Annotated in this window: 10 protein-coding genes; 1 reads left to right on the top strand and 9 read right to left on the bottom strand. The window is 62.6% G+C overall.

Annotation, left to right across the window (positions count from 1 at the left end):
• Positions 1 to 102: 102 nt before the first annotated feature.
• The 9 genes from AC1Z3V_RS11515 to AC1Z3V_RS11475 all read right to left on the bottom strand — a co-directional run bounded on the left by AC1Z3V_RS11515 (position 103) and on the right by AC1Z3V_RS11475 (position 11937).
• Positions 103 to 2487 (bottom strand): aldehyde dehydrogenase family protein, encoded by a 2385-nt coding sequence (locus AC1Z3V_RS11515; protein WP_483498997.1) that lies wholly within the window; start codon positions 2485 to 2487, stop codon positions 103 to 105.
• Positions 2488 to 2492: 5 nt separating this feature from the next.
• Entirely contained in the window at positions 2493 to 3506 is a 1014-nt protein-coding gene (gene deoC / locus AC1Z3V_RS11510; protein ID WP_483498996.1) for a deoxyribose-phosphate aldolase, read from the bottom strand.
• 170 nt (positions 3507 to 3676) lie between these two features.
• Positions 3677 to 4408, bottom strand: a complete 732-nt coding sequence (locus tag AC1Z3V_RS11505; protein ID WP_483499643.1) for a DeoR family transcriptional regulator — start codon at positions 4406 to 4408, stop codon at positions 3677 to 3679.
• A 230-nt stretch (positions 4409 to 4638) separates the two neighbouring features.
• Entirely contained in the window at positions 4639 to 6441 is a 1803-nt protein-coding gene (locus AC1Z3V_RS11500) for an aminopeptidase P family protein (protein WP_483498995.1), read from the bottom strand.
• 24 nt (positions 6442 to 6465) lie between these two features.
• Entirely contained in the window at positions 6466 to 7479 is a 1014-nt protein-coding gene (locus tag AC1Z3V_RS11495) for an ABC transporter ATP-binding protein (protein WP_483498993.1), read from the bottom strand.
• Positions 7476 to 8489, bottom strand: a complete 1014-nt coding sequence (locus AC1Z3V_RS11490; RefSeq protein WP_483498991.1) for an ABC transporter ATP-binding protein — start codon at positions 8487 to 8489, stop codon at positions 7476 to 7478. The genes AC1Z3V_RS11495 and AC1Z3V_RS11490 overlap by 4 nt, the downstream gene beginning before the upstream one ends.
• Before the next feature lies 1 nt (position 8490).
• A complete protein-coding gene (locus AC1Z3V_RS11485; RefSeq protein ID WP_483498989.1) occupies positions 8491 to 9360 on the bottom strand; it encodes an ABC transporter permease in 870 nt (289 codons plus the stop codon).
• Positions 9357 to 10298 carry an ABC transporter permease gene (locus AC1Z3V_RS11480; RefSeq protein WP_483498987.1) on the bottom strand — a complete coding sequence of 314 codons (942 nt, stop codon included), beginning with the start codon at positions 10296 to 10298 and terminating at the stop codon, positions 9357 to 9359. Before AC1Z3V_RS11480 ends, AC1Z3V_RS11485 begins: the two co-directional genes overlap by 4 nt.
• A 61-nt stretch (positions 10299 to 10359) precedes the next feature.
• Positions 10360 to 11937, bottom strand: coding sequence for an ABC transporter substrate-binding protein (locus AC1Z3V_RS11475; RefSeq protein WP_483498985.1), 1578 nt, complete (start codon positions 11935 to 11937; stop codon positions 10360 to 10362).
• A gap of 228 nt (positions 11938 to 12165) precedes the next feature.
• Between AC1Z3V_RS11475 and AC1Z3V_RS11470 the strand changes: the two genes are divergently transcribed.
• Positions 12166 to 12786: a helix-turn-helix domain-containing protein gene (locus AC1Z3V_RS11470; RefSeq protein ID WP_483498983.1), complete on the top strand. Its 621-nt coding sequence runs from the start codon at positions 12166 to 12168 to the stop codon at positions 12784 to 12786.
• Positions 12787 to 12838 lie beyond the last annotated feature (52 nt).

Below are 12838 nucleotides of genomic sequence, written 5' to 3'. Positions count from 1 at the left end.
TCACGCTCCATGCGCTGCCCTTCGCGGGCGAACGCGTCTCCCTAACTGTTCATTTCCTCCATCGCGCTGACCGGCTCCCCCCGCCCGCGCAATAGCTGCCCCCTACTCGCCGTAGGGGATCCAGATGTTTTTCACGTCGGTGGCGCGGCGCAGATAGGCCGGCCCCTCCGCCGCGTCGCGATCCAGCCAGTTCGTCGCCTTGCCGTAGTCGACGAAGGTGCGCTTCAGGTTGCCGACCGAGAGCTTCTCGACCAGCGTCGAGAGCTCGGGCGAACCAAAGGCCCAGAGCGCATCCACATCGTTGTGGCTTGCAAGAGTCTTTGCCAGCTCGATCACCGAACCGGTAACGATGTTGACGACGCCGGCCGGAACGTCGGACGTTTCCAGCACCGTGTAGAAGTCGGTCGCTGCCAACGGATGCGGCTCGCTCGGCACCACGACGACGCGGTTGCCAGTGGCAATCAGCGGCGCGACGAGGCTAATCATGCCAAGAAGCGGCGCTTCTGGCGGGCAGACCACGCCGACGACGCCCATCGCCTCGGGCATGGCGAGCGCGACACCGCGCAGCGGCGGCTGGTGAATGGCACCCTCATACTTGTCCGCCCAGGCGCCGTAGGTGAAGAGACGCGCGATCGAGGCCTCGACCTCGACCTTGGCATTGGCGGTCGACGCGCCGGTCATGGCCGCGATGCGATCGGCGAACTCATCGGCGCGACCGCTCAGGTTTTCAGCGATGTAATAGAGGATCTGCGCGCGGTTATGCGTGGTTGCCGAAGACCAGGCGGAGGCGGCTTGCGCCGCGACGACGGCATTGCGGATATCCTTGCGGTTGCCTTCGCCGACTTCGCCGAGCACCTTGCCCTTGGGCGAAAGTACGTTGCGGTTATAATTTCCATCCGGCCGCGCCTGCTTGCCGCCGATGAAGAGCTTGGCGGTGCGATCGACCGTCGGCATGGCGAAATCGCCAACGACGGGTTTCAGCGCCGGTTCGGCGACGGCCGCCCTGAGCTTGCGGCCAAGCCAGGCCTTCGGCTTCAGATATTCGTAACAGCCTTCGCGACCACCTTCCCGGCCGAATCCGGACTCGCGCTTGCCACCGAAACCGGCGGAGGCATCGAAGAGATTGGTGGCATTGACCCAGACGACGCCGGCGGCGAGCTTGGCGGCAACATGAAGTGCGAGGCCGATGGTCTCGCTCCAGACGCTGGCAGCAAGGCCGTAGCGCGTGTGGTTGGCAAGCTGGATCGCCTCTTCCGGGGTGCGGAAGGTCATGGAGACGGCGACAGGGCCGAAGATCTCCTCCGTCGCGACGATCGAAGTCGGCTGCACACCGGTTAGCAGCGTCGGCGGATAGAAGCTGCCGCCCTTCGGCAGTTCGATCGATGGCTGATGCAAAGCAGCGCCTTCGGCAACGCCCTTGGCGACCAGGCTTTCGATCCGCTGCAACTGCACGGGAGCAACGATTGCCGCCATGTCGATCGCCTTGTCGAGCGGATGGCCGACGCGCAGCGTCTGCATGCGGCGCTTCAATCGCTCGTAGAAGAGCGGTGCCACGCCTTCCTGCACGAGAATACGCGAGCCAGCGCAGCAGACCTGGCCCTGGTTGAACCAGATGGCATCCACCACGCCTTCGACGGCGCCGTCGATGTCGGCATCGTCGAAGACGATAAAGGGCGATTTGCCGCCGAGTTCGAGCGTCAGAGACTTGCCGGTGCCGGCCGTGCGTTCGCGGATGAGGCGACCGACCTCTGTCGAACCCGTGAAAGCGATCTTGTCGATATCCGCATGCTCGACGATCAGCGCGCCGGTTTCGCCTTCGCCGGTGACAACGTTGAGCACACCGGCCGGCAGGCCGGCGGCGGAAGCGAGTTCTGCGAAGAGCAGCGCCGTCAGCGGTGTGAATTCCGCGGGCTTGAGGATGACGGTGTTGCCGAGTGCCAGCGCCGGCGCAACCTTCCAGGCGAGCATCAGGAACGGAAAGTTCCAGGGAATGACCTGGCCGACGACACCGACCGGCACCTGATCGGCAAACTCGGTTTCCTGAAGCTGCGCCCAGCCGGCATGGTGATAGAAGTGGCGGGCGGCGAGCGGAACGTCGATGTCGCGGGTTTCGCGGATCGGCTTGCCGTTGTCGATCGCCTCGACCACGGCGATCAGGCGCGCATGGCGCTGGATCATGCGGGCGAGCGCATAGAGATGGCGCGCGCGGGCATGGCCCGGCAGCTTCGCCCAGGCGCCTTGCGCCTTGCGGGCAGCAGCGACCGCGTCGTCCACGTCCTTGGCACCGCCAAGCGCGATCTTTGCAAGCAGCTTGCCGGTTGCCGGCTCGTTGGTCTCGAAGGTCTTGCCAGAAGCAGACGGGACGAAAGCGCCGTTGATGAAGTGGCCGAATTCGCCCTTGTGGCGCGCCAGCCACTGGCGGGCTTCCGTGTCGGCTTCCGGTGCTGGACCATAGGACATTTCGTCAAAATACCTTGCGACAGTCATCGGGATCATCCAATCGGGTGACGGTTGAGGGCCGAGTAGGCGCCGGTAACGTGGTGTTCGAGCTGGCGCTCGATATCAGCGAGCAGGCTCGATGCGCCGATGCGGAAGAGATCCGGCTCGAGCCATTCACGCCCGAGTTCATCCTTCATCAGGAACTGGTAGTTCAGGATGTCCTTGGCAGCCGAAATGCCGCCGGCCGGCTTGTATCCGACCTTGAGGCCGGTTTGCTCCTGGTAGGCGCGGATCATGCGCAGCATGATGAGCGTTACCAGAAGTGTGGCATTGACGCCTTCCTTGCCGGTCGAGGTCTTGATGAAATCGGCACCCGCCATCATGCAGACGAGTGAAGCGCGCGCGACGTTGCGCAGCGTCTTCAGATCGCCGGTGGCCAGGATTGCCTTCACATGGGCGTCACCGCAGGCGGCGCGGAAGTCGCGCATCTCGTCATAGAGCGCCTGCCAGTTGCCGGTCAGCACGTGCTCGCGGGTGATGACGATGTCGATTTCCTTGGCGCCATCGGCAACAGACGCCTCGATCTCCCGAAGTTTCACGTCATGGGGGATGAGGCCGGCCGGGAAGCCGGTGGAGACGGCAGCAACCGGGATGCCGGATCCGTCCAGCGCCTCGACGGCCGTCGAGACGAAGCGATGATAGACGCAGACCGCACCGGTGGTGATGCCACGGCCGCCCATGCCAAGCGCGTCGAGCAGATCCTGGCGCACCGGCTGGCGCGCCTTGGCGCAGAGGCGCTTGACGCGTTCCGTCGTATCATCGCCGTTAAGCGTGGTGAGATCGATGCAGGTAACGGCTTTCAGCAACCAGGCAGCCTGCGCATCCTTCTTGACGGTGCGGCGGCTAGGCAGCGTTGCGACGCGGCGTTCGGCGGCCGACAGGTTGACGCGCTGGTCCAGCACCCAGCCGAGGTCGAGATCGATGCCGTTGTTGCGCGGCCAGTTATGGCCTGCCGCCGGCGAATGCGCGACTTTCGACGCGCCGGTTTTCACAGCTAGGTCTTCCAAGCGATGGCTCCTTGAACTCCCCGTCACAGCCGGTCGCACGCAGGGCACGGCCGCCGAGATCTCGATTTTGTTATTTTTCTATCGAATTTTTGTGACTATTCCATCACAAACTGAGAGTGTCAAGCGGACCTCTCATGTTTTGACGATTTTGTAATATTTTTGCGCTGCCGCTAAAGGCCCGACAGTTGCGTCTCGCCCTCTTCCGTAATGATAGAGCGAAAAACGCGGATTGACGCGAAAAAAGCCGGCTTCAGCTTGCCGACCTTGCTGAGATCGACAACCAGATGGCTCTCGCGCGCCAGCGAGATGACCTTTTGCTTCACCGAGACTTCGTGAAAATGCACGCAGGTAGCGCCCCGGCCCGGATCAACACCAGCTGCCGACAGAAACGCAACGTTGATGCCGAGTGAATCGAGCGTCTCGAGCCCGGAATTGCCGGAAAAAGATGCCGAGGACGGATGATAGACACCGCCCAGCATGACAATCCGCACATTTGGCTTGTGTGTCAGCTTTTCAGCTACGTTCAGCGAATAACATACTGCCGTTATTGAATAGTTTTCCGGAATGAGATCAACCAGATATTCGAGCGTGGTGCCGCAATCGATGAAGATCGTCTCATCCGGACGAATGTGGCGGGCCGCGTGGACGCAGGCCTCGCGCTTGGCGGCCGCATGGCTGTCGGCTTCGCGCGCGAGCTCATAGGGCGGGTCGGGTTCGATCTCGCCCGCCGGCACGATATGCCCTCCGAGAAAGGCAAACTGGCCCGGATTGTCGGCGACATCGCGGCGGACTGTCATTTCCGAAACGCCGAGCAGGGCCGCAGCGTCGCGCAGATGCAGAACCCTGCGTCCGGACAACGCGTCGGTAAGTTGAATGATGCGGGCTGTTTTGCGACTAACCATGTGTTTTCGTGTGTTCGCAGCGTTCGGGACCAACGCAAGGCCCGAACAATATTTGTGAAAATTATCACAAACAGTCCCTGATAGGCAAGGGCGAGTCACATGATAATGAAAAGCGCGACACAATTACTGCGCGAAATTCCCCCATGAAATGCAAGACGGCGGCCCTGCCGGACCACCGTCTTGCCACCATCCTGGTTTGCTCGCGTCTTGACGAAGGCTGGTGTGCCAATTCAACCTGCGATCGGCGCAGTTCGTTCCGCAAGCCAGCGCCATGTCTCGGCATCGAGCAGGCCATCCATCTCGCGTGCAACGCGGTTGTGGTAGGCGTCGATCCATCGCCGTTCCGCTTGCGTCAGCAGACCGATGTCGGCCAGCCGCAAATCGATGGGTACGAGGGTCAGGCTGCGGAAGCTCCGGAAGCCATCGCCGTCATCCACCACCTCCACCTGGTTCTCGATGCGGATGCCATAGGCTCCGGCCTTGTAATAGCCAGGCTCGATGGTCGTCACCATGCCGGGCTTCAGCTCGATCTCATTGACGCGACGATCGAAGCGCTGCGGCTGCTCGTGAACCGAAAGAAAATGCCCGACGCCGTGGCCGGTGCCGTGATCATAATCGAGCCCCAGATCCCATAGCGGACGCCGGGCAAAGGCGTCGAGCTGGTGCCCGTAGGTTCCCTTCGGAAACTTCAGCGACACCATCGAAATCAGCCCTTTGAGGACGGCGGTATAGGCGCGCCGGATCTCCTCGTCAACCGCACCGATCGCCGTCGTCCGCGTGGCATCGGTGGTGCCCGTCAGATACTGTCCACCGGAATCGAGCAGGTAGACGCCGCCCTTGCGGATCAAGCCGTTGCTCTTCTCGGTGGCCGCATAGTGGCACATCGCGGCGTGGCCGCCGGCCGCCGAGATCGAGCGGAAACTCGGCTCGACGAAGCTCTCGGCCATCGAGCGATAGGCGAGGATCTGTTCTTCCGCCTCGAGTTCGGTGACTGGCTTACCGCTCGCATCTCGTTCGGCGGCGTAGCGGTCGAGCCAGGCGAAGAAGCGTATCCATGCGGCACCGTCGAGACGGTGACAGTCACGAAAGCCAGCAAGCTCGGTGACGTTCTTATGCATCTTGGCAAGCGTGATCGGGCTTTTTGCAAGCTTTACGGTTCCACCAGCTGCGCGCGTGGCATGGGCGGCCGCCGACGGGGCGAATCCCGGATCGATCAGCGCCGTTCGCCCGGCCGTCATTGTCCGAACACGCTCAAGCAATTGTGCCGGCTCGGCAAGCGCGACTCCGTCGAGTTCGAAATCGGAAAGATCGTTCGGGAGCTTGCGATGATCGACCAGCCATTCGGTCTGGCCGGCGCGGTCGAAGATCAGGAAAGATTGCGGCATCGGGTTGAAGGCGACGTCGCGTCCACGAACGTTCAGGAACCAGGCGATATTGTCTGGCTGCGCCTCGATCAGAAGGTCTGCCCCCCGCTCCGCCAGCATTTGGGCGATGTGGCGCTTTTTCTCGGCAACGCTTTCGCCGGAATAGGCAACGGGATGAGCCATGATCTTGCCGAGCGGCTTTTCCGGCTGATCGGTCCAGATCGCGTCAACAAGGTCTTCATCGATAGGCGTCCACAGACCACCCGCCTCTTCCACAGAACCGCCGCAATCGGCGTCCCAGGTCGAGGGCAGCAGCATGGCGTTGAAGCCTACGCGCTCGCCCTTGCGGAGATTGTTCTTCAGCCAGTCCTTCAACGGCGCATCGTAGAAGTGCTCGATCGCGAAAGTGCCGAGATCCACTTCGTCGCGCACCTGCACCTGGTAGCGACCATCGACGAAGATCGCGGCGCGGTCGCGCATGATAATCGCCACCCCGGCTGAGCCGGTGAAACCGGTGACGAATGCCAGGCGGGTGTCATGCGGCGCACAGTATTCGCCCTGATGTTCGTCGAAGCGCGGCACGACGTAGCCGTCGAGCCCGGTTTCGGCAAGCTTGCGCCGCAGGGCGCCGATCCGGCCGGAAAAATCCGGCCTCGCTCTCGTATCCATGATGTCTTCCTATCGAGTGGAGTTTCAGACCTCGCCGATCGTCTCGGCGAAATGGCAGGCGGTCATGCCGACACCGACTGGACGCAACGCCGGCTTTTCGCGGCGGCAGCGTTCGCTCGCGTGCGGGCAGCGTACGTGGAAGGGGCAGCCGGGCGGAATGGCGAGCGGGCTTGGCAACTCGCCGACGAGTGCCGGCGCGCGCCGTCTGGCGCTGGGATCGAGCGACGGTGCTGCGGCAAGCAGTCCCTTGGAATAGGGATGCATCGGCTTCGAAAACAGCGCTTCGGACGGTCCGATCTCGACGATCGCGCCGAGATAGATGACGGCGACGCGGTGCGAAACGTGACGTACGAGCCTAAGGTCATGCGCCACGAACAGCACCGTCAGGCCCAGCTCGTCCTGAAGCTCGATCAAGAGATTGACGACCTGCGCCTGGACCGAGACGTCGAGCGCCGAGACCAGCTCATCGGCGACAAGACACGTCGGCTCCAGCGAGAGCGCACGTGCAATGCCGATGCGCTGGCGCTGCCCGCCCGAGAATTCGTGGGGATACTTGTCGGCGGCCCCTTCCGGCAACCGGACAAGGTCCAGCAATTCGTCGACCCGCCGGTCTATCGCAGCGCCTTCGCGCATGCGATGCACGGTGATCGCCTCCCGCAGCGTATCGCGCACGGTCATGCGCGGATTGAGCGAGGTATAGGGGTCCTGGAACATCATCTGGACCTGCCTGTTATAGGCGCGTCGCCGTGCCCCCTTGAGACCGACGACACTTTTCCCCTCGAACAGGATGTCACCGGCGGTCGGCCGGTGGAGCCCAGCAATCAGGCGCGCCAGCGTGGACTTGCCGCAGCCGGATTCGCCGACGATCCCGAGCGTCTCGCCGGGCATCACGTCGAGGTCGACGTCATTGACCGCCGAAACGACCTGTTGCGGGCGCCGGGCCAGCGTATCGGAGAGCGAACGTCGTTTCTCGAAGCACATTGAAAGCGCGCGTAGCGACAGCAACGGGGTCGGGCTTGCTTGCATGGGCATGGTCATTGCGCCGCCTCCCGCGGACCGAAATGCGCAAGCGCATCCTGAAGATGATGACAGGCAACCTGCCTGAGCGTGCCGGCGCTCTGGAGCCGTGGCCGAACATCGGCACATTCACCACCGGCAACGGGACACCGCGCGCTGAAGGCACAGCCGAGCGGAAGCGCGTTCAGCGCCGGCGGTGCACCAGGGATGGAGTAAAGCGGCGTCCGCGGCGCGACATCGCGCGGGATCGAGCGCAGCAGCCCCAGCGAATAGGGATGACGCGCATCGGCGATCACCTCCGCCGTCGTCCCGATCTCGCAGAGCCTGCCGCCATACATGACCGCAACGCGGTCGCAGGTTTCGGCAACGACGCCCATGTCGTGGGTGACGAGGATCACCGCCATGCCGAGATCGCGGCTCAGCGACTGGATCAGTCGTAAGATCTGGTCCTGAATCGTCACGTCGAGCGCGGTGGTCGGCTCATCCGCGAGCAGCAGCTTCGGGTTGGAGGCAAGCGCGATCGCGATCATCACCCGCTGCCGCATTCCGCCGGAGAACTCGTGTGGGAAATCGTCGAGGCGATTGCGTGCAGCAGGAATGCCGACGAGATCGAGCAGTTCGATCGCGCGCGCCTTCCTCGCCTTGGCGTCAAGATCCGTGTGAGCGACGAGGTTCTCTGAGATCTGCAGGCCGACTGTCAGCAGCGGATTGAGCGACGACATCGGCTCCTGGAAGATCATCGCGATCTCACGACCGCGGATGCGTCGGAGGCGCACCTCATCGAGCGGAACAAGGTCCTGTCCGTTCCAGAGGATTTCGCCGGCGACACGGCCGCGCGGCCGGATGATGCCGAGGATCGAGCGCAGCGTGATGCTCTTGCCCGAGCCGGACTCGCCGACGAGCCCAAGGATCTCGCCCTGCCCCACCTGGAACGAAACGTCGTCGACAGCGACCAGTGGCCGTTCATACGTACCGAACTCGGTGCGAAGGTGCCTGACGTCGAGCACGACCGCTTTCTCTTTGGTTCTCATCTCAACGCCCCTTCGGTCGAAGCAGGTCGGCGAGCGCGTCGCCGACGAGGCTGAAGCCGAGGCCGGTCAGAACGATGGCGATGCCTGGCATCAGGCTCATCCACCAGGCCGTCAGCAGGAAGTTGCGGCCCTCGGCGATCAATACGCCCCATTCCGCCGCCGGCGGCTGGGCGCCGAGGCCGAGATAGCCGAGAGACGAGCCGAGCAGGATCGCGAGCGCCATGTCGGTCATCCAGTAGACGAGGATGGGCGAAATCGCATTCGGCAAGAGATGGCGGAAAATGATGCGGCGATCGGAATAGCCGAGTACGCGGCCGGCAGCGCCATAGTCGTTGGCCTTTTGCGCCATGATTTCGGCGCGGGTCAGCCGAGCGTAATAGACCCAGTTCACCGCGGTGATCGCCACATACATGTTGACGAGGCCGGGGCCGAGGACAGCAACGATGGCGATCACCAGCACCAGGAACGGAAAGGTGATGATCGCATCGACGCAACGGCCGAAGATCACGTCGGCGATACCGCCGTAATAGCCGACGAAGGCGCCGACGGTGAGGCCGATCAGCAGCGCAAAGATCGTCGCGAAGAAGGCCATCTGCATATCGACCCGATAGGCCCAGATGACGCGCGAGAGCACGTCGCGGCCGAAATTGTCGGTGCCGAAGGGGTGCGCAAGGCTCGGCCCCTGCTGGATCGCCTGGAGATCGAAGGCCAGCGGATCGTACGGCGCAAAAGCTTGCGGAAACAGCGCAAGCGCAAGCGACAGGCCGAGGATGGCGATGCCGACGACGAATGACGGGCGGGTAAAGGCGCGCGCGAGAAAGGCCCGAAGGCGCCCCGGCCGCCGAGAGTGCATGTGCGTCAAAACGGTCATGATTGGCGAAGCCTTGGATCGAGCCAGGATTGCACGACGTCCGTCAGCAGGAAAACGACGGAGACGAGCACGGCGAAGGTGAGCGTCAGCCCCTGGATCAGCGGATAGTCGCGGGCGAAGATCGCCTCCAGCATCAGCCGGCCGACGCCGGGAATAGCAAAGACCGTCTCGGTCACCAGCGTGCCGCTCATCAGGTTGCCGATCGACAGGCCGAGCAGCGTTACGGTGGAGACGAGCGCATTGCGCAGCACATGCCGGGTCATGATGATGCGCGGCGAAAGCCCCTTGGCGCGGGCGAACTGCACATAGTCGGCATCGAGCACCTCGATCAGCGAGGCCCGGAGATTGCGCAGGATGATCGCGGAGGTATAGAGCGCGACGCTCAAGGCCGGCAGGATGAGATGATAGAGGTTTGCGAGAAAGGTCTTGCCGTAGCCGCCAACCGGAAACCAGCGCAGTTGCGCCGCCAGTACGGTCAGCAACAGGAGCCCGATATAGAAGACGGGCATGGAAAGGCCGACCTGAAAGACCCCGCGGATCGCGACGTCGACCGAACTGTTGACACGCGATGCGGCCAGAAACGCGAGCGGCCCGGCGAGGAAGACGGCGAGCACGACCGAATAGAGCGCCAGGAAGATCGTCGTCGGCAGTCGATCGAGAATGATCTCCGTCACCGGCGCTTTCAGCATGATCGAGCGACCGAGATCGCCAGTCAGCGTGTTTTTGACGAAGACGAGGAACTGAACCGGCAGGGGCTGGTCGAGACCGAGATTGTGCCGGATCTGTTCGAGTTGGGCATCGGTCGCTTTGGCCTCTGCCATGGCGATCGCCGGATCGCCCGGCAAGAGGCGCACGAGCAGGAAAATGAAGATCATCACCAACAGGAAGGTGGGGATGATCTGCAGCAGCCGCGCCAAAAGATAGGAAAGTGAGGGCATGGTTCCACCTTCAACGGAGAGCCGGGCAAACATCGCCCGGTTCTCGCGGTTCGCTCCGTTATCAGTCGGCCCGCCAGGCTTCCGAGAAGTCGTTGGCGCCGAGCGGTGTCTGCACGTAGCCTTCGATCGACTTGGAGACCGCGACCGCAAACGGCGTCTCGAACAGGAAGAGCAACGGCGCTTCCGCCGCGTAAATCTCCTGCATGCGCTTGTATTCGTCCTCGCGCTTGGCCGGGTCGGTCTCGACGTTGGAGGCCTCGAACAGCGCATTGAATTCCTGGTTGTTCCAGCCGGTGCCGACAGCCTGGCGCTGCTTGTAGTAACCGAGCCATCCGGTCACCTGCGCCGGGTCGTTGACGTCGTTCGCCCAGCCATAGGTGTGGATGTCGAAATCACCGGAGCGGTTCTTCTCGCCGCGGGTCGGATTGTCGACCTGCTCGACCTTGAGGTTGACGCCAAGCGGCGCCCACATCTGCTGAAGGGCTGTAAACAGCGTTGCATCGTCGGCGCTGCCGGCAAGCGTCGTGAACTTCACGTCGAAGCCGCCGCTGAGGCCGGCTTCGGATAGCAGTTGCTTGGCCTTTTCCGGATCGTAGGGATAGAGCGGCGCGGGGCCATAGTGAAGCTGCGTCGCCGCCGACATCAGCGAGGTCATCGGCTTGCCGGTGTCGAAGGTAACGAGCTTGATCAGCACGTTCTTGTCGGTCGCGTAGTTCAGCGCCTGACGCACCTTGATATCGGCAAGCGGGTTCTTCGAGCCGTCTTTCTTCGTTTCGCGCGTATTGATCGGCGCGTAGACGATGCGGGTCGAGGGAAAGAGCTCCATCTTCAGGTTCGGATCGACGCTGAGCTCGCCGACGCGAGCGAAGGGAATGAACTCGGCAGCGTCGACTTCGCCGGCCTGGAGCTTGAGGATGCGGGTGGCGTCGTCGGGAATGACGACGAATTCCACCTGGTCGAGGTAGGGCAGCGGTTTGCCGTCTTCTCCCTGACGCCAGTAGTTCGGGTTGCGGACGAAGGTCATGCTCGTGCCCTGCACGTGGCTCTTCATGACGAAGGGGCCGGACGTTACCGGGCCGGCAGCAAAGAAGGCGCGCGCCTTCTCCTGATCCGTTGCGCCGGCTGCTTTTTCGAAGGCTGACTTCGGCACGATGCCGGTGTTGAAGGTTGCAAGGATCGAAATGATCGTCGGGTCGGGGTTCTTGAGCGACACGGTGATCTTGTTGCCATCTGCGGTGACCTTGTCGACAGCGCCGAGCAGTCCTGCCCAGGGACCAAGATCCGGGTTGCGCGCACGCTCGAGCGAGAAGACGACGTCGGCGCCGGTCAGTTCCGAGCCGTCGGAAAATTTGAGACCGCTTCTCAGCGTCAACGTGACGGTCTTGCCGTCAGCAGAAACCTCATATGCCTCGGCAAGCCCCGGCACGATCGAGCCGTCAGGACCGTTGCGCAGCAGCGTTTCATAGAGGCCGTTCACCATCCATAGGTCCGGATTGCGATCCGCATAAACAGGGTCGATGACGGTCGAGTCGTCGTAGCGCGCGAAGGTCATCGCACCGCCGCGTTCGATCGCAAATGCCGAAGTGGCTGCAAGCAGCCCGAGCGTCGCACCGAGCAGGATAGGCAATATACGTTTCATCTCACTCTCCTTTTTTGATCGCAGACAGCATCGATCACGCGCCGAACACGTTAATTGGATATTGGATCCAATTTTTCTTAGTGTTTTTCGTCGCCGTCGGATTGCCGCGAAGACGTTCTTGTAGTTCCCCTTTTCAAGAAGGCCGGCATCCGATCTGATCGGCTTGCCGAACCAACTTTAGTTGGACTAAAGTACATAGATAGACGTGAGTCAAGCGGAAAGAAAATCATGCCCCTGAAGATCGACGAGGCGCCCGAAGCTGCCGAAAGCGCCTCCCTCCCGGAAACTGCGACGCCCGCCTCGCTCGGGCAAATGCTCAGGGCGCGCCGCAAGGAAATCGGCAAGACCATGAAGGACGTGGCGCGCGAAGCCGGCCTGACGGAGGGCTTCATCAGCCAGATCGAGCGCGGCATTTCGACCCCGTCGCTGATCTCGCTTTACAACGTCGCCAACGCACTTGGCACCAGCGTCGACACCTTCCTGTCGCAGCCGCCGCAGCATTCGCATTCGATGGTCTCGCACGCCGGCGAACGCCCCGGCTACAATGTCGAAACCAAGGAGCGCGTCTACGAACTGATCGAGCGCGGCTTTCCGGGCGCAGCGCTCAACGGCTGCATCACCCATATGCCCAAGGGTTATGCGTCGGAACTCACCAGCCACGAGGGCGAGGATTTCCTCTATCTGATCGAGGGCGAGATGCTCTACGAGATCGACGGCAAGGAATATCTGCTGAAGGCCGGCGACACGCTGCACTTCCCCGCCTCGCTGCCGCATCGCGCCCGCAATGTCGGCGCGGGGCCGGCCCGCGAACTCTGGGTCGGCACCACCCGGATCATCAAGGAAGACTGAACCGGCGGAACTATCCAAAGGACTGGGCCGAAAGGTACGGGCCGCACAAGGC

The sequence above is a fragment of the Ensifer sp. 38_S197 genome, from assembly GCF_056924495.1.
Note: the sequence above shows the minus strand (reverse complement) of the source record. Positions and strands in the feature narration are given on the sequence as shown.

Bases quoted from the DNA above. Each gene is read 5' to 3' on its own strand.
- AC1Z3V_RS11515 (WP_483498997.1), bottom strand. From the start codon at position 2,487: ATGACTGTCGCAAGGTATTTTGACGAAATGTCCTATGGTCCAGCACCG.
- AC1Z3V_RS11505 (WP_483499643.1), bottom strand. From the start codon at position 4,408: ATGGTTAGTCGCAAAACAGCCCGCATCATTCAACTTACCGACGCGTTG.
- AC1Z3V_RS11480 (WP_483498987.1), bottom strand. From the start codon at position 10,298: ATGCCCTCACTTTCCTATCTTTTGGCGCGGCTGCTGCAGATCATCCCC.
- AC1Z3V_RS11470 (WP_483498983.1), top strand. From the start codon at position 12,166: ATGCCCCTGAAGATCGACGAGGCGCCCGAAGCTGCCGAAAGCGCCTCC.
- AC1Z3V_RS11475 (WP_483498985.1), bottom strand. From the start codon at position 11,937: ATGAAACGTATATTGCCTATCCTGCTCGGTGCGACGCTCGGGCTGCTT.
- AC1Z3V_RS11495 (WP_483498993.1), bottom strand. From the start codon at position 7,479: ATGACCATGCCCATGCAAGCAAGCCCGACCCCGTTGCTGTCGCTACGC.
- AC1Z3V_RS11490 (WP_483498991.1), bottom strand. From the start codon at position 8,489: ATGAGAACCAAAGAGAAAGCGGTCGTGCTCGACGTCAGGCACCTTCGC.
- AC1Z3V_RS11500 (WP_483498995.1), bottom strand. From the start codon at position 6,441: ATGGATACGAGAGCGAGGCCGGATTTTTCCGGCCGGATCGGCGCCCTG.
- AC1Z3V_RS11485 (WP_483498989.1), bottom strand. From the start codon at position 9,360: ATGACCGTTTTGACGCACATGCACTCTCGGCGGCCGGGGCGCCTTCGG.